Source organism: Amycolatopsis sp. NPDC004169, from assembly GCF_040610315.1.
Taxonomy (GTDB): domain Bacteria; phylum Actinomycetota; class Actinomycetes; order Mycobacteriales; family Pseudonocardiaceae; genus Amycolatopsis.
Genome location: NZ_JBEXMD010000024.1, coordinates 1 through 24,129, shown reverse-complemented (window position 1 = coordinate 24,129; position 24,129 = coordinate 1). Strand labels below are relative to the sequence as shown.

Here is a 24,129-nt window from a genome sequence, read left to right as displayed (position 1 = left end):
GTGGACTTGGGTGTTGCTGGAGGCCGCGAGCTTGCGCAGGGCGGCCAGTGCCGCGGCCGCGGCGGTCAGGGCGAGCAGGACCTTCATGCCGGAACTCCTTGCGGGACCAGGGAACGGAAGAACCCGTCGACCACCGCGTGGTAGGCGTGCGGGCGCTCTTCCTGCAGGTGGTGGGAAACGTGGTCCATGACGTGCAGGGTGCCGTTGGGCACCATGCGCGCCAGCATCAGCGGGTAGTCGGGAGTGAGGAACGCGTCCTGCATGCCCCAGATGAACAGCGTGGGCGCCTGGATCCGGCCCAGCTCGCCGGTCAGGTCCTGCCACTCGCCGCGCGGGGAGTCCGACATGGCGGCCAGTTCGCGCTCGCCGGGGTCGAGACTCTGCTCGTACCGCAGGTCGAGGGTCTCTTCGGGGAGCCGGTCGCCGTCGTACCACTCGAGGCTGGTGATCAGGCGGCGCATCTTCTCGCGCGTCGGGCCTTCGCCGCCGTAATAGGCGTCGCGGGCGTTGCGACCGCGGCGGCCGCCCTCGGGCAGCGGGGCGAGGGGCCCGTAGAAGACCGGCATGCTGCCGGTGACGACCAGCGAGCGCACCCGGTCCGGGTACTTCGCGGCGAGGTTGAGGGCGATGGTGCCGCCCCAGGAGTTGCAGACGAAGTCGGCGCGCTCGACGCCGAGGGTGTCCAGGAGGGCGACGGTCTTGGCCGCGTGGTGGTCCCACATCGGCCCGGTGATCGGGGTTTTCGCCGAGCGGCCGTACTGCTGGATGTCCACGAGCAGGCAGCGACGGTCTTCGGCGAACAGCGGCGCCACCGGCCCGAAGTCGCTCCACGCGGTGCAGCCGGGGCCGCCGCCGTGCAGGAACACGGTGTCCGGGCCGGAACCGAGGTCGTGGTAGTGATAGGTGACACCGCCGCCGTCGGCGTAGCGGCTCTCGGGGGGTGGGGTCATGGTGCTTCCTTCCCGGTGGTGGCGAGGGTGGTCCGCGCGAGCACCTCGCACAGGCGGCGCATCGCGCGGACGTCGACGGTGTTCATGCCGCGGCTGAAGTCGTCGGAGTTCGCTTTCGGCATGCCGGTCCGGACGGTCGGGATGCCGCGGGCACGCAGGATGTTCGCGTCCGTGGCGCCGCTGTTGTCCGGCACGGGTTCGTGGGGACGGCCGGAAGTGCTTTCCCACGCCTCGATGGCGGTCCGCACGATCGGTGAGTCCGGCGGGGTGGACGTGCCGGGAATGGCCAGCACCATCTCCAGCTCCACGTCGAACGGGTCCAGGAACGCGGCCAGTTCCCGCTTGACGGACAACGGTGTCGTGCCCGGGGCGATCCGCACGTCCACGCGGATCCGGCAGGCCGCGGGGGTGACCGCGAGCATCCGTTCCCAGCCGCCCGCGATCGACCCGATGATGCCCTGCGGAGCCGCGGTGGCCGTGCGGTGGCGGGCCGGGTAGTCGGCGAGCCACCGTTCCAGGCGCGTCACGACGTCGGCGGCGGTGACGATCGGGTTGCGGTAGGGCAGCCGGTGGCGGCTGCCGGCGTAGGTGTGGATGCCGGGCACGGTGATCTCGAACCAGCACAACCCGACCTCGTCGTGGGCCACGAAGTCCCCGGGCTTGGCGATCACCGCGTGGTCGGTGTGCCAGCCGCGTTCGAGCAGGAACGAGCAGCCCACGCCCTGCCCGGTGTTGGCCCGCGCGGGGTAGCCCGGCGCTTCGATCGCGTTGGTGGGCATCCCGCCTGCGCCGAACGCCACGACGACGTCACCCGCCAGCTCGGGCCGCACCGTGCCCAGGGCCTCGGCGAGCACAAGAATGCAGGCCGCGTGGCCCTTCGGGTTGCTCGCGCCGAGCCCGGAGACGAACGGGCCTTCGTCGCGCGGCTCCGCCAGCATGTCCGGCCGCAGTTCCGGGCCGATCCACGGAATGTCCAGTTCGGACTGTCCGGTCGTGAGGGTGTCGATCGGCGCGTAGAGCATCAGGTCTTCGCCGCCGCCGGTGCCGCGCAGCCGGCCGACGGCGTTGGCCTGGAACTCGTCGAGGTGCTGGGCTTCGGCGGCGAACCCGGCCGCGGACAACCGCGAAGCCAGGAACCGGGCGAGGGGTGCTTCGCGGCCGGTCGGGCTCGGGATCGCCGTCACCGCGTGCGCGGCGGCGCGGAGGCGGTCTTCGGTGATCCACGCGAGGACCGCGTCCAGCGCCGTCACGGCCGGATCACCGCGACCCCCATCCCGGTCAGCCATTCCGGCATGGGGGAGTAGGCCAGCGCGCGACCCGGCTTGAAGCCCAGCGCGGCGGCCATGACGAGCCAGGTGCGCAGCTCCTGACCGCCGTTGCCCGCCGCCTTCCCGATCTCTTCGGTCGTCAGCGACGTGTACTTCTCGAGTTCGCCGCGTTCGAGGTCGGCCAGGAAGGCTTCGTCGAACTCGGGGAAGAGCACGGGGCGGGCCGCGGTGATGATCTCGCGACGGCGGCCGTCGTAGCTCTCCCAGTCACCGCGGCCGTTGAGCCACGCCTCGACGAGGAACTCCTCGTCCTCGCCTTCGGGGGCACGCCAGTCGTCCGGCCAGGGCAGCTGGTGTGACAGACCACCGGACGCGATCACGACCACCCGCAGGTTCTCGGGCAGGGCCGCGATGGCCGCCGCGATGTTGCGGCCCAGCTCGGCGCAGCGGTCGGTGCGGGGCAGCGGCGCCGCGAAGACGTTGACCACCAACGGGACCACCGGCACGGCGAGGTCGTCCAAGAGGTACTGGATCGCGTGGGTCTGGCCGTGGTCGATCTGCAGCCGCGCCGAGATCGCCACCTCGGTACCGCGCTCGACGAGGTCCTCGGCAAGCCGCTGGGCGAACTCCGGTGCGGTTTTCTGCGGCCCCGACGGCGTCTTCGCCTCACCCGAGCCGATCACCTCGCCGACGCCGAGGGTGAACGGCGGGATCATGTCCAGCCAGAACCCGCGGAAGTGATTGGAGCCGACGATGATCGCGAGGTCGGGCTCCGCCGCGGCGATCTCGTCCCGGGCTTCACGCAGCGCGTCGCGGAAGCGTTCCGCACGGTCGGTGTGCACGACCTTGTCCCAGTGGGTGTTCATCAACGTCGAGTGGGACGCCCCGACGCCGAGCACCACGCGCGCCATCAGTCCGCCTCCGGAACCGGGACGGTGACACCCTGCCCGGCCAGCCGGTCGACCCGCTCCTCGCAGGTGTCCTCGGCGAGCTTGCGCCACTTGAGCAGCGAGTCGTCGGGCCGGTACAGCTTCTCCGGCGGGGCGTCGGTCACCTCGACCATCCACTTGTCCTGCCCGGAGAACTGGCCGTGGAACAGCCACCGGACGAACCCGAGGTACTTGGCGTAGAACGGCAGCGCCTTCAGCCCGCGCTGGAAGCTCGCCAGCACCCCGACGTAGAGGTGGTTGTCCGCGTCGACCGGGACGTAGAACTCGTAGTGGATGAACGTCGGGTAGACGATCCGCAGCACGCCGGGCATGCTCACCGACGCGAAGCCGGGGAACTCCTGCGCCGCGATCACCGGGTGGGTCTTGCGGTGGGTGCTGGTGTTGCCGACGTTGCCGACTTCCTTCGGCGGCCGCAGTTTAAACCACGCCTGGTTGTCCCACTTGCCCAAGCCCGGGAAGTCGGCGGTCCAGTACTGCTTGTCCTGGACGCGGTAGATCCACCGCCCGCGCTGGATGATCCGGGTCTCGTTCCACACCGGCATCGCCTTGAACAGCCGCCACAAAGCCGTGCGGTGCAGGTACTTCGCGTGACCTTCGTCGTAGCCGTTCTCGCACGCGAAGCGCCAGTTGCCTTCGCGGGGCTGGATCCGGGAGCCGACGATCGCCTCGTTGTGCACCAGCTCCTCGGGCAGCTGCTCGTCGATCGGCGGGGGGTCTTCGCCGTCGCCGACGAAGACCCACACCATGCCGAGGCGCTCTTCGACCGCGTACGTGGGCTGCTTGACCTTGCCGCAGATCGGCGAGGCCGGACCGTCGGTGATGGCGGCCTTGAGGTCGCCGGACTTCAGGTCGAACGTCCAGCCGTGGTACGGGCACGAGATCGTGCCCGGGAACTGCTGGTTGCCCTCCGACAGCGGCACCCCGCGGTGCGGGCAACGGTCCTTCAACGCGTATACCCGGCCGCCGTCGCGGATCAGCACGATCTTCTGCCCGAGCAGGGTGATCTGCCGGGGCTTGCCGGTGAACCGCGACGAGTACCCCACCGGGTACCAGTAGCCGCGGAACCCGGCCGCCGCGGCCTGGTAGTGCGGCCAGCTCGACCAGTCCTGCCGGCCCGGGAGCCTCGCCGGGCGGCGGCTCCGCCGGGCCGGGGTGGTGGCCGTCTCGCCGTTCTGCACGCTCATGACCGCTCCAAGTTCGTTGTGCCGAAGCTGTGGCGAGTCCACCACCGCTCGCCCGGTCGGCCAATGCGTCCGGTCCGCTCAGCGAACCCGGACCGAAAACCGGGACGGGGTCCGCTCACCGGTCCGCGATCCGGGTCCACGCCGCGCGACCCGCTTACTGTCCGGCACTGTCCACTCTCGACATCCCACGGAGGACTCATGGCCCTCGACACCGACATCCTGCTGGTCGGCGCCGGACCGACCGGGCTCTACGGCGCCTACTGCGCGGGCTTCCGCGGGCTCCGCACCGTCGTCGTCGACGGGCTGCCGCAGCCTGGCGGCCAGATCGCCGCCCTGTACCCGGAGAAGGCGATCCTCGACGTCGCCGGGCTGCCGCGGGTGCGGGGCCGCGACTTCGTGACCGCCCTGCTGGATCAGGCGAGTGGTTACTGCCCGGAATACCTGCTGGGGCGCCAGGCCGTGGCCTTCGGCCGGGCCGAGGACGGGCGACCCGAGGTCACGCTTTCCGACGGTACGGTCGTCCGCGCCGGGGCGGTGATCCTGACGGCCGGGATCGGCACGTTCACCCCGCGCAAGCTGCCCGCCGGGGAGGACTACCTCGGCCGGGGGCTGAGCTACTTCGTCACCGACCTGGACCGGCACGCCGGTCAGAACGTGCTGGTCGTGGGGGGTGGCGACAGCGCGGTCGACTGGGCCTTGGCGCTGGAGCCGATCGCGAAGTCCGTCACCCTCGTGCACCGGCGCTCGGCGTTCCGCGCGCACGCGGCGAGCGTCACGGCCGTCACCGAAGGCGGTACGCAGATCGTCACCGACGCCGAAGTCGAAGCGCTCACGGGGGAGGGCACCTTGCGCCTGGCCCATGTCCGCGTGCGGGGTGAGGAGCGACCGCGGCTGTTCGAAGTGGACAGTGTGATCGCCGCACTCGGCTTCGTGAGCAACCTCGGCCCCCTCGCCGGCTGGGGGCTGGAGCTGCGTGGCCGGTCGATCCTGGTCGACTCGCGGATGCGCACCAGCCTCGATCGCGTCTACGCCGCCGGGGACGTCACCGAGTACGAGGGCAAGGTCCGCCTGATGTCCGTCGGCTTCGGCGAAGTCGCCACGGCGGTGAACAACGCCGTGGTCGCCCTCGACCCGGAACTGTCCCTCTTCCCCGGCCACTCGACCGAGAACTCCTGACCCCGGAAGGATCACCATGGCCTACGTCATCGGCGCCAACTGCATCGACGTCACCGACCGCGCGTGCCTGGACGTCTGCCCCGTCGACTGCATCTACGTCGGCGAGCGCAAGAGCTACATCAACACCAACGAGTGCATCGAGTGCGGCGCCTGCGAACCGGAGTGCCCGGTGGACGCCATCTTCGTCGACCGCAAGGCGCGTGGCGACGAGAGCAAGGCAGTGTTCGTCACCGACTCGATCGCCTTCTTCGAGCAGCCACTGCCCGGCCGGGACGCTCCGCTGGGCGACCCCGGCGGCGCGGGCACGCTCGGCGACCTCGGCGTGGACACCCCGATGGTCGCCCAGTACTGAGAAGAGGGGCGGCGCCCGCGAAAGGCGCCGCCCCTCTTCAGTGTCCGATGAACCGTGGCGGCCGCTTGTCGAGGAAGGCTTGCAGGCCTTCGGCGGCGTCCGCGGTGCGGGTCAGCTCCGTGACGCCTTTCCCTTCGCGCAGCAAGGCTTCCTCGATCGGCAGGCCGTGGCCTTCGTCGACGACCCGCTTGAGGATGCCGATGGCCGCGGTCGGTTTGGCCGCGAGCAGCCGGGCCTCCTCGGCCACCGCGGCGTCGAACAGCCCGGGGTCGACCACGCGATCCACCAAGCCGAACTCGAGGGCCTGCTGAGCGGACAGGCGGGTGCCCTCGATCATCAGCCGCTTGGCCCGGTGCGGTCCGACGAGCCGGGGGAGCCGCTGGCTGCCGCCGGCCCCGGGGAACAGGCCGAGGGTGATCTCCGGGTACCCGAAGCTCGCCGCCGCCGAGAGGATCCGCAGGTCGCAGGCCAAGGCCAGCTCGGCGCCGCCGCCGAGGGCGTGGCCGTTCATGGCGGCGATCACCGGCTTCGGAGCCCGTTCCAGGATCCGCTGCACGTCGATCCAGCCGCGCATCTTCGCCTGGTTGACGTCGGACAGGTCCCGCATGACGGCGATGTCGGCGCCGGCGATGAAGAACTTGCCCGTGCCGGTGATGACCAGGCACCGCACCTCGGGGTCGTCGGCCAGCGACGGCAACACCTCGCGGAACTCCGCGATCATGGCCGGATCGACGGCGTTGGCCGGCGGCCGGTCGATCCGGATCGTCGCGACCCCGGCGTCCCGGGTGGTGGTCAGGACTGGCATGCCTGTTCCTCTCATTCGGTGATCCCGGCGGCGCGCAGGGCCGCCAGCCGGTCGTCGTCGAAGCCCAGCAGTTCCCGCAGGACCGGTTCGGTGTGCTGGCCCAGCAGGGGAGCGGGCGAGGTGAGCGCGCCCGGCGTCGCGGTCAGGCGCGCGACGATGCCCTCGTGCAGCACCGCTCCCGCGATCGGGTGGTCCAGGCGCTCGTAGAAGCCGCGTTCGGCCAGGTGCTCGTCCTGGACGAGGTCGCGGCCGGTCGCGACGACGGCGGCGGCGACCCCGGCGGCCTGCAGCCGGGCGGCGAGGGCCTCGGCGTCCTGCGGCCGGGTCCAGGCGGCGAGGGCGTCGGTCTCCTCCGGCGGCAAGCCCGCCAAGGTCCGCAGCGCGGCCCATTGCGTCTCGTCCTGCGGGGCGATGGCCACCCACCGGTCGTCCCCGGCCGCCGGGTAGACGCCGTGCGGCGTGGACCGCGGGGAGCCGAGCACCGCCGGGCCCATCGTGGCCGCCATCGCCTCCAGCTGCGAGAGGTCGACGTGCCCGCCCTCGCCGCGAACCAGCAGGTCCAGGGCGCCGAGCACGGCCGCGTTGGCGGCGACCATGTCACCCAGCCCGAACGCCAACCCCGTTGGTGGTTCACCCGGATCGGCCGTTTCGGCGGACAGCCCGGACATCGCCGCCAGGGTGTCGGCGAACGTGACGGCCGTCCGCCACGGCCCGGAGTGCCCGACACCCGACATCGACACCAGGATCGCGCGCGGGTTGATCGAGCGCAGCGACTCGTGGTCCAGGCCCCACTTCGCCAGCACGCCCGGACTGAAGTTCTCCACGACGACATCGCAGCGGGCGGCCAGCTCGCGCAGGATTTCCTGCCCCTCGGGCGTGCGCAGGTTGAGCGCGACGCTTCGCTTGCCGCGGTTGAAGTTCAGGAAGTAGCCGGAGTCGTCGGGCCCGACGCCCGGCCGCAGCCGCATGGACGTCGAGAACCGGGTCGGGTCGTGCCGGTGCTTCGACTCGATCTTGACGACGTCGGCGCCGTGCTCGGCGAGGATCTTGGTCGCGTACGGCCCCGCCAGCACCCAGGTCAGGTCCAGCACCCGGACGCCGTCGAGCGGGCGGGTCTTCGCAGGACGCGGGCTGCCGGGTGCGCTGGTCCAGGTCCCCTCGGTGAGGGCGGACAGCGTCACCGGCCGGGGCAGGCCGGGGGCGTCCCAGGGGAAGCCGGCGTCCTCGGTGCCGTCGACCGAGACGAAGAACCGCCGGTCGCGCAGCTGCGGGTTGCCGGCCAGCTCCGCCGGCGGCGTCACCTCGGCCCACGGCAGAGCGCGGGCGCGGCCCTGCTCGGCGACCTCGCGCGCCGTTCGCTTCGCGACGAACCGCGTGATCACTGCGTCGACGTGCGGCCGCTCGGCCCAGCGCACCACCTGGTCGGCGAACCGCTCGTCCAGCAGATCCCCGGCCTCGCCCTCCTCGGCCAGCCAGTCCCGCAGGCCGGTCCACATGCGCTCGCTGCCGGAGTAGCCCCCGGCCACGTACCCGTCGGCGGCCGCGAAGATCCGGTGCGCGACATGCTCGTAGACCCCGCCGTTGCGCACCGGTACCCGGCCGGCGTGGATCCACGCGAGCGCGCCCGTCTCCAGGGTCGCGGCGACCGCTTCCTGGACTGAGACGTCGATCAGCTGCCCGGTCCCGGAGAGCACGCCCAGCAGCGCGGCGATCGCGCCGTGTACCCCCGCCAGCTGGCAGGCCTGCTCGCGCGGCGGCGGTTCGGGTGGGCCGCCGGGCTTTCCGCCGAGCCACGTCATCCCGCCGGCGGAGGCGAGCACGAGGTCGCCGCCGAGCCAGTCGCGGCGCGGGCCGGTGAGCCCGAACGGCGTCACGACGACGTGGACGGCGTCCGGCCACCGGGACGTCCCGTCGGCGCGCAGGCCACGCAGCTGCGCCACCGGACCGCTCTCCAGGACGACGTCGGCCTCCTGGGCCAGCGCGTCGAGGTCAGCCTGCGCCAGCTTCTTCCCGGCGTGCCAGTGGAGGCGTTCGGGCCCGGTCAGGTCGTCGTCGACGCGCACGACGTCGGCGCCGAGGCCGACCAGCAGCCGGGCGCCCTGCCGGGCCAGTTCGTCGGTGAGGTCCAGTACGCGCAACGGTGTCCTCCTGCGGAACGGGGATGTCAGGGGACCGTAGGCAGCGGCGCCCGGCGGGCGGTCCGGCGCGGTTCACTGAGCGGACCGGGCCTCGGCGTCCCATGTGGACTTGTCCACAGTGGAGGGCAGGAGGGCCTTGACGACCTTGCCGCTCCCGTTGCGCGGCAGCTCGCGCGCGATGCGCACGTACCGCGGCTGGGCGTGCCGCGGCAGGCGCGTGCGGCACCAGTCGCGGACGGCGGGTCCGTCGAGGGCGCGGTCGGTGGCCAGCACGACCAGGAGCTCCTGCTCGGTGAGGTCCGATTCGACCCCGATGGCGGCCGCGTCGACGACGCCGGGCAGGGCTCGCAGCACCTGCTCGACGTCCCAGGTCGCGATGTTCTCCCCGCGCCGGCGGACGACGTCGCCGCGGCGGCCGGCGAAGGTCAGGTAGCCGTCGGCGTCGAGGCGGCCGCGGTCGCCGGTGCCGAACCAGCCGTCCCGCAGCACCGCCGCGGTGGCCCCGGGGTCGCCGGCGTAGCCGCGGAACCGCATGTCCGGCCGCTTGGCGCGGGCGGCGATCCGACCGGTCTCTCCGGGCGGCAGGGGGCGGCCGGTGTCGTCGAGGATCGCCACCTCGTACTCCGGGACGACCCGGCCGGCCGTGCCCGGCCGCCAAGCATCGGGGGTGTTCGCGGCGACGTCGCCGAGTTCGGTGCTGGCGTACGCCTCCAGGGCTTTGACACCGAAGCGCTCGAGGAACCGCGCCACCAGCTCGGCGGGTGCCGGGGCGCCGTAGGCCAGCCGGACGGGGTGGTCGCGGTCGGCGCCCGGCCGCCGGTCGAGGATGGCCAGCATCGCGCCCATGAAGTTGAACGCCGTGACCCCCTCGGCGCGGCAAGTGTCCCAGAACCGGGAGGCCGAAAACCGGCGGTGGGAGACCAGCCGCGCGCCGGTCAGCAGCGCCGGCAGCAAGGCGGTGTGCCGGACGTTGACGTGGTTCCACGGGAAGACGTTGAACAGCACGTCCCCGGGGCCGTAGCCCATGGTCGCCGCCACCCGGCGGGCGTGCCGCAGGGCCGCGAAGTGGGGGAGTTCGGCGGCTTTGGCCCGGCCGGTGGTGCCCGAAGTGGACAGCACGACGAGCACGTCACCGGGCGCGGGCCGGTGCTCCCGGTACCCGGCCGCGGGCAATTCGTCGAGGAACGGGTGACCGGGTGGTCCCGGATCGTCCTCGCGGACCAGGACGATGCGCTCGGTCAAGGTCAGCAGGGCGGGATTCCCGGCGAGCGCCGACGTCCCGGCGACCAGCAGCGACGCCCCGGTGGCGTGCCGGATCGCCTGGGCGGCCGGGAGCGTGCCGTCGAGGGCCAGTGGCACCTCCACCGCGCCTTGCCGGGCGAGCCCGAACAGCAGCTCCACGGCCGCCCGCCCCGGCCGCACGCAGGTCAGCACCCGGGTACCGGGGGTGACGGGCAGGTGGGCGGCGAGGGCGCGGGAGCCTTCGTCGACGTCACCGATCCGCAGCCGGTTGCCGTCGTCGAAGCGGACCAGCTCGCGGTCCGGCTCCTGCCGGGCTCGGCTGGCCAGCAGGTCGACCGGGGTACTCGCTCGAAGATCACTCACCCGGGTGATCGTCGGACCCGCCCGGACCCGGCCCAAGCGGTGGGTCCGCTGAACGGACCGGTCAGCCGGTCGCGCGCTTCACCGGTGCCTGGAGGGCGGTGAAGGGCTCGTTGCGGACCTCGGAGGCGGTGAGCAGAGCGCGGTCGAGGGCCCGGGCGATGGCTGCCGCGGCCGTGCGCAGCTCGGGCAGCAGGCGTTTCGGGACCAGACGGGCGACCGGCGCGGTCGTCGACACCGCCGCGCGGACCGTGCCGTCGGCGCCGGTGATCGGGACCGCGAGGCTGCCGACCCCGGGCATCGTCTCTTCGATCTCCAGGGCGAACCCCTTGGCCCGGACCACGGTCAGCTGCTTGCGCAGATCGTCCACCGAGGACACCGTGCGGGAGGTCAGGTGGGTCAGCCCGGCTTCGGCGAACCGGGCCAGGTACTCGTCGACGTCCGGCGAGGTGGCCAGCAGCACCTTGCCGGTCGCCGTGGCCGGTGCGGGCAGCCTGCCGCCGATCCGGGAGTGCGAGTGGATGTTGGCCTCACCGGCCACCTTCTCCAGGAAGAGCACGTGGGCGCCGTCGAGCACGGCCAGGTGGATCGTCGCGCGAGTCGCCGCGAACAGGTCCGCCAGCGCGGGCCGGGCGACCGCGCGCAGCACCGCCGACGCCGGCACCCGCTGGCCGAGCTCGAACACCCGCAGGCCGAGCTGGTAGCAGTCGCCGCGGCGCTCCAGCAGGCCCCACTCGACCAGCTCCTGCGCCAGGCGGTAGGCCGACGCCTTCGGCACGCCGGACCGGCGGCTCAGGTCGGTGAGCCCCAGCTGGTAGGCGCCGGATTCGAAGGCGCCGAGCAGCAGCTGGGCCTTGCCGAGCACCGAACCGGGCCGGCCTTCGTCCTCGGTGAACATGGCACCTCCTCGCGGCTGTGGATTATCACCACGCGGAAAGATCCAAGTCCAGTGGACGTCACCGTCCGTTACCAGCGAGTTTCCGGTCGTCCCCGTCGTGAAACGGTCTGGTGAAGCGGTTCGGTAGGCGGACCGCCGGGTTAGGTCGACCGGCGGTGACGGCGAACACTCCCGGGCACCCTCCATTCCGACTTCAGGGAGCCGCATGACGACGGAGTACGGCTACGTCAAGGTGCCCGGCGGCCAGGTGCACTACGCGGAACAGGGAAGCGGCCCGGCCGTGCTCCTGCTGCACCAGACCCCGCGCTCGCACGACGAGTTCCGCGAGCTGCAGCCACTGCTGGCCGCGGACCACCGGGTGATCGCGCTCGACCTACCGGGGTTCGGCAACAGCACGCCGCTGCCTGCTCCGCAGCGCATCGAGGATTACGCCCGCGGCGTCCTCGCGGCACTGGACGCCCTGGGCGTGGACCGCACGGCGGTGGTCGGCCACCACACCGGCGGCGTGGTGGCGGTCGAGCTGGCCGCCGCGGCGCCCGGCCGGATCACGGCCTTGGTCCTGTCTTCGACGCCGTGGGCGGACCCGGCTTACCGTGCGTCGCATGTGGACGGTGCAGGGGTCGACGACGCCGACCGCGACCCCGGCGGCGGCCACCTGCTCGCGTGGTGGGAACAGCGGCGCCCCTACTACCCGAAGGCGGCGACCGGCCTGCTCGACCGGTTCGTCCGGGACGCGCTGGCCCCCGGCGTCGACCCGCGCGAAGGCCACCTGGCCTGCGCCCGGTACGAGATGGAGCGGCGGATCGGGCGGGTGCGCGCTCCCGTCCTGCTCCTCGGCGCGGGCGCCGACCCGTTCGCCCTGCCCGCATTGGCGCCACTGGAACAGCACCTGACCGGGGCTGCCCTCGTGCACCTGGCCGTGATCGACGGCGGCACGGTCGCGCTCATGGAGGACAAGGCCGACGAGGTCGCGGCCACGGTGCTGCCCTTCCTGCGCCGCTTCACCCCGGTCCGCTGATCGAACCCGCGCGTTGCCGACGTCCCGGCCCGCACACGAAAGTACGCCAACTCGACCGGCCCTTCCGGAGGCAGCTATGACACAACCCCATCGCCAGCAGGCCCGTGCCGCGTTGGCCGGGTGGTTCGGCACCGCCATCGAATTCTACGACTTCTTCGTCTACGGCCTGGCGGCTTCGCTGCTGTTCCCGAAGATCTTCTTCCCCGCCGCCGATCCGGTGGTGGCGACGCTCATTTCCTTGTCCAGCTTCGGGGTCGGCTACGTCGCCCGTCCCTTCGGCGCGCTGCTGTTCGGGCACCTCGGCGACCGGCTCGGCCGCAAGTCCATCCTGGTCACCACGCTGATGATGATGGGCGTCGCGACCACCGCGATCGGGCTGCTGCCGTCGTACGGCACCCTGGGCATCGCCGCACCGATCCTGCTCGTCGCGCTCCGGATCGTGCAGGGTGTCTCCCTCGGCGGTGAGTCCAGCGGTGCCGCGCTGCTCACCGTCGAGCACGCCGACCAACGGCGGCGCGGGTTCTTCGGCGGCATCCTCAACACCGGCACGGCGGTCGGGACCATCCTGGCCAACGCGATGTTCCTGCTGGTGGCCCGGCTGCCCGAGGACGCGCAGCTCGCCTGGGGCTGGCGGATCCCGTTCCTGGTGAGCGTGCTGCTCGTCGTCGCCGGGATGGTGATCCGGCTCGGCCTGCGGGAGAGCCCGGAGTTCGCGGAGGTCAAGAGCACCGGCGCGGTCCGCAAGCTGCCGCTGGTGGACGTCCTGCGTCGCTGCGGCGGCACGGTCGTCCTGGTGACGCTGGCGACGCTCGGCGCCGGCGTCACGATCACCGTGAGCTCGGTGTACGTGCTGACTTACGGCAAGGCCGAGCTGGGCGTGAGCACGGCGACGATGATCGACGTCCTGCTGCCCGGGCTGTTCGTGGTCGTGATCGGCGCGCCGCTGTACGGCAAGCTGGCCGACCGGATCGGGCCGAAGACGGTCTTCGTCACTTCGGCCGTCGCGATGGTCGTACTCCCGTTCGTCTGGTTCCCCTTGCTGAACACGGGAAATCCCTGGCTGATGTTCCTCGGGTTCGCGCTGCTGTTCGCGGGCTACGCCGCCAACTTCGCGATGTTCCCGGTCTTCTTCTCCCAGGCGTTCCCGGTTTCGCTGCGGTTCAGCGGGATGGCGATCGGCTTCACCCTCGGCACGATCTTCGGCAACGCCTTCGCTCCGGCGATCAGCGCGTCCTTGCTGGCATCGACCGGCACCTGGCTGTCCATCGCCGCGTACATGGCGGTGGCGTGGGCGCTGACCGCGGCCGGCGGGCTGCTGCTGCGGCCGGCGCCGTCGGAGCAGCCGGAGGTCCTCCGTGAGGCGTCCGGGGCGCCGGCGGCATGAGGATCGGGGTCCGGGTCCCGCCGCGCGTTCCGCCGCCGGAGCTGGTGGCCTTCGTCCAGGAGGTCGAGCGCCTGGGGTTCGACGGCGGGTGTCGTGACCCGGCCCTCGGTGGTGGCCGGGGCGGCGCGCACGGTGGCCGAGCTCGCGCCCCGGCAGGTTCGCGCTCGGCATCGACGTGGGCAACAGCTCGGTCGTCCTGGTCCGGGGCTCGACGTCATCCGGCGCCTGCTGGCCGGGGAGACGTGAAAGCGCGGCTGAGGCGTCGTCAGCTCTCGCGAGGGCGCGCGTAACGGGTGGCGGTGAGCGGACGACTTTGTGCGGAGCGGTCATGAGGATTCGCCGGGTGGGGGTCGTGTGTCCGGCGGCTTCCGCGGGAGGCTGGGGTGCGGTGGATGACGGATCAGGAAGGAGCCCACAGCGCCGCCGAGCCACAGGTGCGCAACACCGTGTCCGCCGAGACTGCTTCGGGTGTTGTGGTCCAGGCCGGTACCTTTGCCCACATCGTCCAGCAGCGGCCGTACCGGATGCCGGTTCCGCGGCAGCTGCCACCGGCGCCCGCTCGGTTCGTCGGCCGCCTGCCCGAATTGGCGCGGCTCAGTGCCGCGCTGCACACCGCTGGGACTCCGTCCGGCGCCGGCGTGGTGATTTCCGCGCTGGCCGGCGCCGGGGGGATCGGGAAGACCGCGCTGGCGCTGCACTGGGCGCACGCCCACCAGGATCGGTTCCCCGATGGCCAGCTTTTCGTCGACCTGCAGGCTTTTTCCCCGGTGGGTGCGCCGCTGGAGCCGGCTGTCGCGGTGCGCGGGTTCCTCGACGCCTTCGGGGTGGATCCCGACCGGATCCCGGGTTCGCTGCAGGCCCAGATCGGGTTGTATCGGAGCCTGGTCGAGGGTAAGCGAATGCTGATCGTGCTGGACAACGCGGACGGCGTCGACCAGGTGCGGTCTGCTGCCGGGTAGCCCGACCTGCACGGTGATCGTCACCAGCCGGCGTCGGCTCACCGGCCTGGTCACCGTCTGCGGCAGCCTGCTGGACCTGGATGTGCTGCCCGCCGCGGATGCCCGGCGCCTGCTGGCGAACCACCTCGGCCCGCAGCGGATGGCGGCCGAGCCGGAAGCAGTGGCCGCCTTGCTGGCCTGTTGCGCGGGGCTCCCGCTGGCGATCCGGATCGTCGCCGCGCGTATCGAGCACCACCCCGGTTTCCCGCTCGCGGTGCTGGCCGAGGAACTGCGCGACACGGCCGTTCGGCTGGACGGGCTGGACGCCGGGGACCTGCACTCGAACCTGCGCGTCGTGCTGTCCTGGTCGACCCGGGCCCTGAGCGGTCCGGCGGCGAACCTGCTCGAGCTGCTGGGGATCGCGCCCGGCCCGGACATCAGCCTGCCCGCTGTCGCGGCGCTGGCGGCCCTGCCCGTGCACCGGACGCGGCTGGTGTTGCGGGAGCTGGAGAACGCGTCCCTGGTTCAGCAGCACATTCCCGGCCGCTACCGGATGCACGACCTGATCCGCCTGTTCGCCACGGATCCGGACCACTGGCGCGAAACCGGGGACACCCGGGAGGCGGCGCTGCGGCGGGTGATCGACTTCCAGCTGCACGTCGCGTATGCCGCCGACCGCCTCCTGGACCCGCACCGCCCGCCCATCCGGCTCGGGCCGCCCGCTCCCGGCGTGCACCCGCCGCCGTTGTCCGACGCATCGATCGCGATGACGTGGCTGGAGACCGAGCACCCCACGCTGCTGGCGGCCCACCACGCCGCCGCAGGCAAGGGGTGGCATGCCGCGGTGTGGCAACTGGCCTGGACACTCGACACGTTCCACTACCGTCGGGGCCACCGCATCGACCGGCTTCGGGTGTGGGAGGCGGCGCTGGACGCCGCTGGGCAGCTGCCCGACTTCATCGCCCGCATCGATGCGCAGCAGCACCTCGGTCACGCCTGCACCGCACTGGGGCGCCCCGGGGAAGGGATCGAGCACATGCAGCGCGCCCTGGACCTGGCCGAGCACCACCGCGCCCTGGACCGGCAGGCCCAGGGCCATCGGAATCTGGCGTGGGCGTGGGAACAGCGAGGAGACAGCCGACGGGCACTGGAGCACGCCGTCCGCGCCCGGGAGCTGTTCCGCGATCTGGACCAGCCGGTGCTGGAAGCGTTCGCGCTCAACGCGACGGGCTGGCTCGCGGCGCAACTGGGCCGCTACGGCAGTGCGCGCCGCGACTGCCTGACCGCTTTGGCCCAGCACCGGCGCCACCGCAACCCCATCGGTGAGGCGAAGGCCCTGGACAGCCTCGGCTACATCGCCCACCACACCGGCGACTACCACTCGGCGATCGCCTACTACGACCAGGCCGTCAGCCGGCACCTCGCCCTCGGCAACACGACCGAGGCCGTCAACAGCCTGGATCGGCTCGGCCACCCGCACGCCGCCCTCGGCCGGCACGAACTCGCGCATGCGACGTGGCGGGAAGCACTGCAGATGTACCAAGACCAAGGCCGCGATGCCGACGCCGCTCGTGTTCGGAGGTTGCTGTCGACATGACCGCTGCAGGGCATGTGAGCTGCGGTCAGTCCACCTGTGCGATGGTGATCACGACGTTGCCGATTTTCTGTCCGGTCTCCACATACCGGTAGGCGTCGACGATCTGGTCCAGTGCATACCGGCGGTCGATGACCGGAGCGAACTTCCCGGACTCGATCAACTCTCGCAGGTGGCGAACGACGGCCTGGTCGTCCCGCGGGAACGCGAACTTCACCCTCCTGCCGCGCAGCAGCGGAGTGACCGCTGCCAGCATGAGGTTCTGCGCCCAGGGCCCCGGCTCCGAGGACAGATAGACGCCACCGGGCTTGAGCAGTCGCCTGCAGCGGCCGAACGTGCTCTTGCCCACCGCGTCGAACACCGCGTCGTAGGTCTGCTCGTCCTCGGTGAAGTCCTCCACCGTGTAGTCGACGACCCGGTCCGCACCCAGGCGTTTCACCAATGCCAGGCTCTCCGTGGCGCACACCGCGGTCACGGTGACGTCGAGGCTCTTCAGCAACTGCACTGCCGCCGAGCCGATCCCGCCGGACGCGCCGTGGACCAGGACGTCCTGTCCGGCCCGGGTTCCCGCGTGCCTGATGCACGCGAGCGCGTAGTGCGCTCCCTCGGTCGCAGGAGCCACCTGCTCGAAGGTCACGCCCGCCGGCACGGTCGCGATCGACCCGTCCTCCGGCACCGACAGGTACTCGGCGTGCGCGCCGAACGCGCCCTCGTTGTACCCGAACACCCGGTCACCGACCGAGAAGGACGTGACATCCTGGCCGACCGCCTCGACCTCCCCGGCGAACTCGGTTCCCATGATCGTCCGCCGGGGCCGGACGATGCCGGTGAGCAGCCGCATGAAGAAGGGCCTGGCCGCCCGGTAGGCACAGTCCGTCCGGTTCACCGTCGTCGCGTGCACCCGGACGAGCACGTCCCGGTCCCCGGCTTCCGGCCTGTCGACCTCGCGGATCCGGACGACGTCCGGCGGGCCGTACCTGGTGTGCACGGCAGCTTTCATCCGAGACTGCTTCACACTCCCACCTTACTGCGTAAGGTACGAGATGCGGGCAAGGTCGAGGAAAGTTCATTTCGCGAACGACGCCAGCCGGGGGAACAACGCCTCCGCCGCGCCGCGGTCGACGTCGGGGAACCGTTCCGCACCGGGCCCGTCGTAGGTGGTGAGGTACCGGTCGAACTCGCCTCGCCACTCCTTCGGCGCGAATGGGAAGTCGCTGCCGTAGAGGACGTGCCCCGGCTCGGCGAAGGCGAACAGCGACGGCAGCGACGTGGCCGCGGCGGACAAGGCCGTGTCGAAGTAGAACTTGCGCAGCCCGGCCAGGATGCCGTCCGGGGTGGTGCCGGGGTTGAACATCGCCGCGCCGGTGAACCGGTGCGCCGCGAACGGCAGGAAACCGCCCGCGTGCGAGAGGATGATCCGCAGCTGCGGGTGCCGGTCGAACACCCCGTGCGCCACCAGGTCGAGCGCGGTGCGCGTGGTGTCGAACGGGAAGTCCAGCAACGGGCTCGGCAAACCGTCGAGCCGCGCGATCGGTGGCTCGGCCGGGTGCACGAACACCACGGCGCGGCGCGCGGCCAGCTCCGTCCACAGTGGCTCGTACGCCGGGTCGCCCAGGTAGCGGCCCCGGGCGTTGGACAGCAGGACGACGCCGTCGGCGTGCAGCTCGTCGAGTGCGCGCACCGCCTCGGCGACCGCGCCGTCGAAGTCCGGCAGCGGGAGCACGGCGAAGTGCCCGAAGCGATCAGGGGCGTCCTTGACGAGCTCGGCCTGGAAGTCGTTCACCTCGCGCGCCAGGTCACGGGCCGCGGCGTCGTCGCCGAAGTGGACGCCCGGTGCGCTGATGGACAGCACTCCGGTGGCGATGCCCGCCTCGTCCATCATCGCGGTCGCGTCGCCGGGACTCCACGAAGGCGTCGGCCACCCGCCTGCCGTCGTGCCGCTGCTTTCGAGTGCCGCCCGGTAGCGGGCGGGGAGAAGGTGCTGGTGGACGTCGATCCGGTCATTCATGATGCCTAGCCTCCTAATAGCTAGGTTGCTAACTATTGCTTTGCTAGACTAACGCGCATGACGACGACCGGCAACCACCCACCGACGGCCGCCGAGGTCGACGAGCTCGTCCAGGCGGCCGACGCGGTGTTCTTCGCCATGCGCAAGGCCCGCTCGGCCGGCGCGGACCGCGACGGCGGGCTGTCGCTACCCCAGGTCACGCTCCTCGAGCCCCTGGCGGCCGAGCCGGAACTGCCGGTCGGCCGGCTCGCCGCCGCGGCCGACGTGTCCATCCCCACGGCCACCCGGATGCTCCAGCAGCTGGAAGCCGCCGGAGTCGTGGTGCGCCGCCGATCACCCGAAGACGAGCGCAAGGTCCTGGTGACGTTGACCCCGGACGGCAGCGAACGGCTGACCCGCCTGCTGGCCCGCCGGCGCGAGCGCCAGGCGGAGGCGTTCGGCGTGTTTTCCCCCGCGGAACGCCGGCAGCTCGTCACCTTGCTCCACAAACTCGTGCCGGTGATCACCCTCGGCTGACCTCGCGAACCGCGAGCCGGGCCTGGGGTGCAACGCGGGTGAAGTGGCTGCTGTCGAAGTCACGGTCCCGCTGAAAGATGTCTTGGCGGTGCCGCTTCAAACCACCGGAAGGGGGAACTCACGCTCGTTGGCACCCGGCGGCACGGAGGAATTCGACCATGGCAACTTTTTCCGGCGGCGAACCCGGCGACCGCGCGGGTCCCGCGCGCGAGGGGCACCACCCTCTGATCGCCCAGCCCCACACCGAGGACGAAGGCACGGTGGCCGAGGCGGAGGCGGAGGCCGCGCAGCTGAGCACCCCGGCCCGGCCACTGGGTGAACCCGGCCGCCGGCTCGATCGGAAGTCTCCGTTCTTCGTCGGGCTGCTCGGGGCCGCCGGAGTGGGGGTGGCCTACGTGCTCGCCCAGGCGATCGTGACCGCCCAGCACACCCTCATCCTGATCGGGTTGGCGCTGTTCCTGGCGATCGGCGTGGAGCCCGCGGTGTCGTGGCTGGTGCGCCGCCGGTTCCCGCGGGGGGCGGCGGTGTCGGCCGTGCTGCTCGGGCTGCTGGTGGTGGTCGGCGGGTTCTTCGCCCTGGCGATCCCGGTGGTCGTGGAGCAGGCGACGGCGTTCGCGCACCAGGCGCCCCGGTACCTGCAGACGTTGCAGGACCGCAGTTCCCCGCTGGGGCAGCTCAACGGTCGTTTCGGGCTGCAGCAGCACCTGCAGCAGTTGCTCAGCGGTGGGTCGGGAGTACTCGACGCGGCCGTGTCGGCCGGCAAAGCCGTGCTCGGGACGCTGGGGGACCTGCTGGTCGTGGTCGTGCTGACGATCTACTTCACGGCAGACCTGCCGCGCATCCGCCGGACCTTCTACCGGCTGGTGCCCCGCTCGCGCCGTCCGCGAGTGATCCTGATCGGCGACGAGATCTTCGCCAAGGTCGGCGCCTACGTGCTGGGCAACGCACTGATCTCCCTGATCGCCGGCTCGGTCACGTTCGGCTGGCTGCTGATCTTCGGGGTGCCGTACGCGCTGCTGCTGGCGATCCTCGTCGCCCTGCTCGACCTGATCCCCGTCATCGGCACGGTCGTCGGCGGGATCACTGTGTCGCTGGTGGCGCTGACGGTGTCCTGGCCGGTCGCGTTGGCCACCGTCGGGTTCTTCCTCGTCTACCGGCTGCTCGAGGACTACTTGCTGGTCCCGCGGATCATCGGGAAGGTCGTCAAGGTGCCCGCGCTGGTCACGGTGGTCGCGGTCCTGCTCGGCGGGGTCCTGCTCGGGGTGGTCGGCGCGCTCGTCGCGATCCCGGTCGCCGCGGCGGTGCTGCTGATCCTGCACGAGGTCACGTATCCGCGGCTCGACCGGACCTGATCGTCCGGGCCACGAACTCCGCCGCCCGCTGCTCGCCCGCACGACGTCAGCTCATCGGCATGACAGGATGATCGAGGTGAGCCTCGTGGCTCCGGGTTCGCCGATGAGGCGGCGCGGCGAGGCGGATCTCAGTGTGCACAAGGAGATGAGATCGAGCCTGGGGGCACGAACCGGCGGATAGACTCGAAGGGCAATGCGTGACCCGCCCGCCGAACCGAAGTGACACTGGGGCGCCGATGCTCATCCTGTGCATCCTCTACGGAGTTGCCGCCTTGCTCGGTATCGCCTGGCCGCTCGCGGCGCTCGTCGCCGACGCCCGGATCCGGCCGGAGCAGCTGCCGACGGTCGACCTGGAGCCGGAACCACGGCTGCTCGGCATGCTCGGCGGTGGGCCGGGGCGGCTGGTCGACGCGACCGTCATGGACCTGGTCGACCGGGGCATCGTCACCGCACGCGGCGGGGCGCTGACCGCGACCGGAACCGGAACCGGGGATTTGGATCTCACCAGCGCGTCCGTGCTCGGCGTGGTCGAGGAGGCCGGTGGCGAGGGGATCGCCGAGGTCCGTCGTCGGGCCGGTCGGCGCGTGCTGAACTTCGGCAGTGCGTACGGGCACCTGGCCGACCGCGGGCTGGTGGTTCGCCGGATGCGGCGCCAGTGGGAACCGCTCGGGCGGGCGCTCGCCGTGCTGGCGCCGTTGGCGTTGGTGACGTACATGATGATGGCCGCGGGCCAGTTCGGGACCAGTGCGTACCGGACCTCGGTGGGACTCGCGCTCGCCGGATGGGTCGTGTTCCCCGTGCTGACCTGGTGTCTGGGGAAATGCCGGCGTGGGTACCGAGGTTCGGACCCGCGCACTGCGCTCGGATCGGCGTACCTGCGGGCTCTCGACACCGATACTCCCGCCCGCCAGGTCGCCGTGCATGGCTTCGCCGGCCTGGCCGACCAGGAACTGGCCGCGTCGATCAAGGGCGACAGCCAGGACAGTGCCTGGGAGTCGCTGCCGGACCGCAAGCACGCGTACGGGATCGACGACGTCGCCTGGTCACTGTTCCACCCCGCGGCCGGCGATTACGCACTCGGTACCTGATCTCAGTGCCGTGCGCGATGAACCTCTCGTCGGCATGTGAGGATGCCGGCGGGTCGTCGCCTCTCGCCTGCGTACACGCTGACCACCGGCAGCGCGGTCCGGGCGATCAGCCGGTGACGCTCGGAGCGCCATTTTCGACGTGCCCGCTGAAGCGGCGGAGGAACGCCGGGTCGGCGTCGAGCGTTGCGGACAGGTCGTACCAGCCGTTGCCGTACGCGACCGGGTTCCAGTCGTCGGTCAGGGTCTGGCCGGCGGCCAGCGCGTACGTCCACGGGCCGTCGGTGCGGTAGTGGTTCGCGGTGACCGTGACGCGCACGGCCGTCGTCCCGCTGTTGCGCATCGTCAGCCGCAGATTGTTGTCGGTCGTGTAACTCCCCAGGACGTCGACGCCCGCGCCGGCGCTGTTCGCGTTCCCGGCCAGGACCCAGCGGAACCGGTTGGGCCCGTGCACCGCGACGCCGTACTTGCCGCCGCCGTAGAGCTGGATCCGCCAGGTGTCGCTCACCTGCGCTCCCGGGGCCACGTCGTAGGGCCACGGCCCGTCGGTCTGGCCGTCGTTGCGGTAGGCCATCAGCTGCACGGCCGCGGTGCCCTGGTTGGCGAACGTCGTCGTGAGGATCTTGCGGTCGGCGCTCAGTGACGTCGTGACCAGCGGCCGGTAGGGGAGCGCGCGGGCCGGGCGAGTACCGGCTTCCTGCACGGGGAGCTGCTGCTTCCCGGCCGCCGGCGGCGTCGGCTTCGGCAGCTTCTTCTGGGTGTCGTCGGCCTGCTTGCGCAGGGCCGCGGTGTCCGGCAGCAGCGGGATCTGCAGATTCCGGGCGCCGAAGTCGAAGCACGTCATGAGATCGCCGCAGAGCGCCCGCCGCCACGCGCTGATGTTCGGCTCGGCGACGCCCGTCCAGCGTTCGAGGAACCGGATGACCGAAGTGTGGTCGGTGACCTCGGAGCTGACCCAGCCGCCGCGGCTCCACGGCGAGATCACCGTCATCGGCACGCGCGCGCCGAGCCCGATCGGCTTGCCACCGATGTACTCGCCGGCGGTGCCGCTCGGTGCGATCGGCGGAGCGACGTGGTCGAAGAACCCGTCGTTCTCGTCGTAGTTGATGAGGACGACCGTGGACTCCCAGAGCTTCGGGTCGGCCCACAACGCGTTCAGCACGGTCTGGGTGTACGCGGCGCCGTCGACCGGGCGCGCTTCGGGGTGTTCGCAGTAGCCGTAGGGTGCGACGACCCACGAGACGCGGGGGAGCGAGCCGCTCGCGCAGTCGGCCTTGAACTCGGCCAGGACGTGGTCGACGTTCTTGCCCTGCCCCGAATCCGGGCCCCACGTCTTGAACACACTGGCGCGTTTGGACAGCTCACTCGCGTAGTCCTGGTGGTAGGCCTTGAACAGCCACAGCGGGTTGTCGCCGTAGTCGCCCACGAACGAGCCGCTGGCGTCGCCGACTTCCTTGTTGGCGTAGACCTTCCACGAAACGCCGTTCTGCTGCAGGCGTTCGGGGTAGGTCGTCCAGCTGAAGACGGGTTTGTAGTCGGCGGGGTTGTAGTTCGCCGGCCCGCCCGCCTTGCCGTCGGCGTCGATCGTGCCCGTGAAGAGGTAGAGCCGGTTGGGTGTCGTGGGGCCCTGCACCGAGCAGAAGTAGTGGTCGCACACGGTGAACGCGTCGGCCAGCGCCCGGTGGAACGGGATGTCGCCGGAGTCGAAGTGGCCCATGGTCATCTCGCCCTTGGCCGCGACCCACGCGTTGTTCGCGCCGCCGGCGATGGCCTGGTGCTGGTCGGTCCAGCCGTGCCCGAGATCGCCGAGGTCCTGACCGTCCACTTTGGTCGTATCCACGCGGAACGGCAGCAGGTACTTGCCGTCGCTGCGCCCGGAATCGGGCTGGTGGAAGACGTCCTGGCCGTTCGGCTGCACGATCGCCGAGCGGTCGCCGAAGCCGCGGACCCCCTTCATCGTGCCGTAGTAGTGGTCGAAGGAGCGGTTTTCCTGCATGAGGACGACCACGTGCTCGACGTCCGACAGGCTGCCGGAAACGCGGGGTTCGGCGAGGGCCTCGGCCATCCCGGGCGCGAGGGCGCCGAGTGCGCCGGCGGCGGCGACACCGCCGAGGAAGCTGCGTCGGGTGAATTCGTGCGGGTCGGCCATCACGGGAGCCTCCAGAGGACCTCGGCAGGGCTGCGCCAGCGTAGGTGAGCCCGGCCGTGCGGTGACACCGACGAAGGGACCTAATCACACAGCGTGAAGTTCACGAACTGTTCGGTTCGCGGTCCGGCGGCGGGCTCGCAAGGGCGTGAGTCCGCGCCACCGCGGACTCACGCCCTTGTCTGCTGGGTGCTCCTCAGCTCGCTCCAGGGCGGTACCCGGCAGGGATCAGGCCTTGCGCTGCATGCTCGATCGGGCCGGGTTGCCCTGGTCGGCGGCCTTGGGGTCCTTTTCCTCCTGTTTGGCCCGGACGCCGGCTTCGATCCGGTCGCCCAGTTCCTTGTCCACGTTGTGCCAGTAGTCGAACGCGCGCTCCAGGACCGGCTCGGATACGCCGTTGAGCAGGTGGCCGACGATGTTGTCGACCAGCCGGGCACGCTGGTCGTCGTCGAGGACCTCGCGGACCATCGTCGCGGCCTGGCTCCAGTCGTTGTCGTCCTCGCGCAGTGTGTAGGCCGTGCGGACCATGTCGCCGTCGGTGTGCCAGCCCGCCGGTTGCCCGTACTTGGCGACGTCGGCGTGCGGGCCGCCCTTCGAATTCGGCGCGTACACCGGATCGGATACCTTCGTGTACCGCATCGCGCCGTCCTTGCTGTAGCTGTGCACGGGCGCGACGGGGGCGTTGACCGGCAGCTGCTTGTAGTTCGCGCCGATCCGGTATCGGTGCGCGTCGGGGTAGGAGAACAGGCGGCCGAGCAGCATCTT

General features: G+C 71.5%; 21 protein-coding genes. 9 read left to right on the top strand and 12 right to left on the bottom strand.

The features are described 5' to 3' along the window. Nucleotides 1-83: 83 nt before the first annotated feature. From ABZX11_RS28785 to ABZX11_RS28770, 4 genes are read right to left on the bottom strand one after another with little or no spacing between them, the layout of a single operon-like run. Nucleotides 84-950, bottom strand: a complete 867-nt coding sequence (locus tag ABZX11_RS28785) for an alpha/beta hydrolase (RefSeq protein ID WP_354918581.1) — start codon at nt 948-950, stop codon at nt 84-86. Further along, the gene (locus ABZX11_RS28780; RefSeq protein ID WP_354918578.1) at nt 947-2,200 is read right to left on the bottom strand and encodes a M20/M25/M40 family metallo-hydrolase; all 1,254 of its coding nucleotides are present in this window, start codon (nt 2,198-2,200) and stop codon (nt 947-949) included. The genes ABZX11_RS28785 and ABZX11_RS28780 overlap by 4 nt, the downstream gene beginning before the upstream one ends. Next, nucleotides 2,197-3,129 carry a hypothetical protein gene (locus ABZX11_RS28775; protein WP_354918575.1) on the bottom strand — a complete coding sequence of 311 codons (933 nt, stop codon included), beginning with the start codon at nt 3,127-3,129 and terminating at the stop codon, nt 2,197-2,199. Before ABZX11_RS28775 ends, ABZX11_RS28780 begins: the two co-directional genes overlap by 4 nt. Next, the gene (locus ABZX11_RS28770; RefSeq protein WP_354918572.1) at nt 3,129-4,352 is read right to left on the bottom strand and encodes an aromatic ring-hydroxylating dioxygenase subunit alpha; all 1,224 of its coding nucleotides are present in this window, start codon (nt 4,350-4,352) and stop codon (nt 3,129-3,131) included. Before ABZX11_RS28770 ends, ABZX11_RS28775 begins: the two co-directional genes overlap by 1 nt. A gap of 198 nt (nt 4,353-4,550) precedes the next feature. On the opposite strand from ABZX11_RS28770, the gene ABZX11_RS28765 reads away from it, so the two are divergent. Further along, nucleotides 4,551-5,528, top strand: a complete 978-nt coding sequence (locus tag ABZX11_RS28765) for an NAD(P)/FAD-dependent oxidoreductase (protein ID WP_354918569.1) — start codon at nt 4,551-4,553, stop codon at nt 5,526-5,528. 16 nt (nt 5,529-5,544) lie between these two features. Continuing rightward, complete coding sequence (locus ABZX11_RS28760) at nt 5,545-5,880, top strand: ferredoxin family protein (RefSeq protein WP_176170665.1); 336 nt, start codon at nt 5,545-5,547, stop codon at nt 5,878-5,880. Between the two features lie 37 nt (nt 5,881-5,917). Here ABZX11_RS28760 and ABZX11_RS28755 read toward each other — a convergent pair whose 3' ends face one another. From ABZX11_RS28755 to ABZX11_RS28740, 4 genes are all read right to left on the bottom strand, one after another. Next, nucleotides 5,918-6,685 carry an enoyl-CoA hydratase gene (locus tag ABZX11_RS28755; protein ID WP_354918566.1) on the bottom strand — a complete coding sequence of 256 codons (768 nt, stop codon included), beginning with the start codon at nt 6,683-6,685 and terminating at the stop codon, nt 5,918-5,920. An 11-nt stretch (nt 6,686-6,696) separates the two neighbouring features. Next, entirely contained in the window at nt 6,697-8,823 is a 2,127-nt protein-coding gene (locus ABZX11_RS28750) for a CoA transferase (RefSeq protein WP_354918563.1), read from the bottom strand. 72 nt (nt 8,824-8,895) lie between these two features. Further along, on the bottom strand, nt 8,896-10,428 hold the full coding sequence (locus ABZX11_RS28745; protein ID WP_354918560.1) for an AMP-binding protein: 1,533 nt from the start codon (nt 10,426-10,428) through the stop codon (nt 8,896-8,898). Between the two features lie 61 nt (nt 10,429-10,489). Continuing rightward, nucleotides 10,490-11,323, bottom strand: a complete 834-nt coding sequence (locus ABZX11_RS28740) for an IclR family transcriptional regulator (RefSeq protein WP_354918557.1) — start codon at nt 11,321-11,323, stop codon at nt 10,490-10,492. A gap of 205 nt (nt 11,324-11,528) precedes the next feature. Here ABZX11_RS28740 and ABZX11_RS28735 point away from each other — a divergent pair, with 205 nt between their 5' ends. The 4 genes from ABZX11_RS28735 (at nt 11,529) to ABZX11_RS28720 (ending at nt 16,260) form a co-directional block, all read left to right on the top strand. Then, nucleotides 11,529-12,341: an alpha/beta fold hydrolase gene (locus ABZX11_RS28735; RefSeq protein WP_176170661.1), complete on the top strand. Its 813-nt coding sequence runs from the start codon at nt 11,529-11,531 to the stop codon at nt 12,339-12,341. A 76-nt stretch (nt 12,342-12,417) separates the two neighbouring features. Next, complete coding sequence (locus tag ABZX11_RS28730; RefSeq protein ID WP_176170660.1) at nt 12,418-13,725, top strand: MFS transporter; 1,308 nt, start codon at nt 12,418-12,420, stop codon at nt 13,723-13,725. Nucleotides 13,726-14,117: 392 nt separating this feature from the next. After that, a complete protein-coding gene (locus ABZX11_RS28725; RefSeq protein ID WP_354918553.1) occupies nt 14,118-14,684 on the top strand; it encodes an ATP-binding protein in 567 nt (188 codons plus the stop codon). Between the two features lie 13 nt (nt 14,685-14,697). Continuing rightward, nucleotides 14,698-16,260, top strand: a complete 1,563-nt coding sequence (locus tag ABZX11_RS28720; RefSeq protein WP_354918550.1) for a tetratricopeptide repeat protein — start codon at nt 14,698-14,700, stop codon at nt 16,258-16,260. A 25-nt stretch (nt 16,261-16,285) separates the two neighbouring features. Here the strand turns inward: ABZX11_RS28720 and ABZX11_RS28715 are convergent, their stop codons facing one another. Continuing rightward, complete coding sequence (locus ABZX11_RS28715) at nt 16,286-17,257, bottom strand: NAD(P)-dependent alcohol dehydrogenase (RefSeq protein WP_354918547.1); 972 nt, start codon at nt 17,255-17,257, stop codon at nt 16,286-16,288. A 66-nt stretch (nt 17,258-17,323) separates the two neighbouring features. Beyond that, on the bottom strand, nt 17,324-18,265 hold the full coding sequence (locus ABZX11_RS28710) for an amidohydrolase family protein (RefSeq protein WP_354918544.1): 942 nt from the start codon (nt 18,263-18,265) through the stop codon (nt 17,324-17,326). Nucleotides 18,266-18,322: 57 nt separating this feature from the next. Here ABZX11_RS28710 and ABZX11_RS28705 point away from each other — a divergent pair, with 57 nt between their 5' ends. The 3 genes from ABZX11_RS28705 (at nt 18,323) to ABZX11_RS28695 (ending at nt 21,221) form a co-directional block, all read left to right on the top strand. Next, a complete protein-coding gene (locus ABZX11_RS28705) occupies nt 18,323-18,781 on the top strand; it encodes a MarR family winged helix-turn-helix transcriptional regulator (RefSeq protein ID WP_354918541.1) in 459 nt (152 codons plus the stop codon). 158 nt (nt 18,782-18,939) lie between these two features. Then, on the top strand, nt 18,940-20,133 hold the full coding sequence (locus ABZX11_RS28700; protein ID WP_354918538.1) for an AI-2E family transporter: 1,194 nt from the start codon (nt 18,940-18,942) through the stop codon (nt 20,131-20,133). A gap of 236 nt (nt 20,134-20,369) precedes the next feature. Beyond that, on the top strand, nt 20,370-21,221 hold the full coding sequence (locus tag ABZX11_RS28695; protein ID WP_354918535.1) for a TIGR04222 domain-containing membrane protein: 852 nt from the start codon (nt 20,370-20,372) through the stop codon (nt 21,219-21,221). Nucleotides 21,222-21,327: 106 nt separating this feature from the next. Here the strand turns inward: ABZX11_RS28695 and ABZX11_RS28690 are convergent, their stop codons facing one another. Together ABZX11_RS28690 and ABZX11_RS28685 are read right to left on the bottom strand one after the other, a co-directional pair. Then, entirely contained in the window at nt 21,328-23,367 is a 2,040-nt protein-coding gene (locus tag ABZX11_RS28690; RefSeq protein ID WP_354918532.1) for a phosphocholine-specific phospholipase C, read from the bottom strand. Between the two features lie 225 nt (nt 23,368-23,592). Continuing rightward, nucleotides 23,593-24,129 (bottom strand): catalase (locus ABZX11_RS28685; protein WP_354918529.1); only part of this gene is annotated, 537 nt, incomplete at its 5' end.

Coding starts and splice junctions, on each gene's coding strand:
- ABZX11_RS28785 (WP_354918581.1), bottom strand. CDS start 950: ATGACCCCACCCCCCGAGAGCCGCTACGCCGACGGCGGCGGTGTCACC.
- ABZX11_RS28775 (WP_354918575.1), bottom strand. CDS start 3,129: ATGGCGCGCGTGGTGCTCGGCGTCGGGGCGTCCCACTCGACGTTGATG.
- ABZX11_RS28770 (WP_354918572.1), bottom strand. CDS start 4,352: ATGAGCGTGCAGAACGGCGAGACGGCCACCACCCCGGCCCGGCGGAGC.
- ABZX11_RS28765 (WP_354918569.1), top strand. CDS start 4,551: ATGGCCCTCGACACCGACATCCTGCTGGTCGGCGCCGGACCGACCGGG.
- ABZX11_RS28760 (WP_176170665.1), top strand. CDS start 5,545: ATGGCCTACGTCATCGGCGCCAACTGCATCGACGTCACCGACCGCGCG.
- ABZX11_RS28755 (WP_354918566.1), bottom strand. CDS start 6,685: ATGCCAGTCCTGACCACCACCCGGGACGCCGGGGTCGCGACGATCCGG.
- ABZX11_RS28740 (WP_354918557.1), bottom strand. CDS start 11,323: ATGTTCACCGAGGACGAAGGCCGGCCCGGTTCGGTGCTCGGCAAGGCC.
- ABZX11_RS28735 (WP_176170661.1), top strand. CDS start 11,529: ATGACGACGGAGTACGGCTACGTCAAGGTGCCCGGCGGCCAGGTGCAC.
- ABZX11_RS28730 (WP_176170660.1), top strand. CDS start 12,418: ATGACACAACCCCATCGCCAGCAGGCCCGTGCCGCGTTGGCCGGGTGG.
- ABZX11_RS28725 (WP_354918553.1), top strand. CDS start 14,118: ATGACGGATCAGGAAGGAGCCCACAGCGCCGCCGAGCCACAGGTGCGC.
- ABZX11_RS28715 (WP_354918547.1), bottom strand. CDS start 17,257: ATGAAAGCTGCCGTGCACACCAGGTACGGCCCGCCGGACGTCGTCCGG.
- ABZX11_RS28710 (WP_354918544.1), bottom strand. CDS start 18,265: ATGAATGACCGGATCGACGTCCACCAGCACCTTCTCCCCGCCCGCTAC.
- ABZX11_RS28705 (WP_354918541.1), top strand. CDS start 18,323: ATGACGACGACCGGCAACCACCCACCGACGGCCGCCGAGGTCGACGAG.
- ABZX11_RS28700 (WP_354918538.1), top strand. CDS start 18,940: ATGGCAACTTTTTCCGGCGGCGAACCCGGCGACCGCGCGGGTCCCGCG.
- ABZX11_RS28695 (WP_354918535.1), top strand. CDS start 20,370: ATGCTCATCCTGTGCATCCTCTACGGAGTTGCCGCCTTGCTCGGTATC.
- ABZX11_RS28690 (WP_354918532.1), bottom strand. CDS start 23,367: ATGGCCGACCCGCACGAATTCACCCGACGCAGCTTCCTCGGCGGTGTC.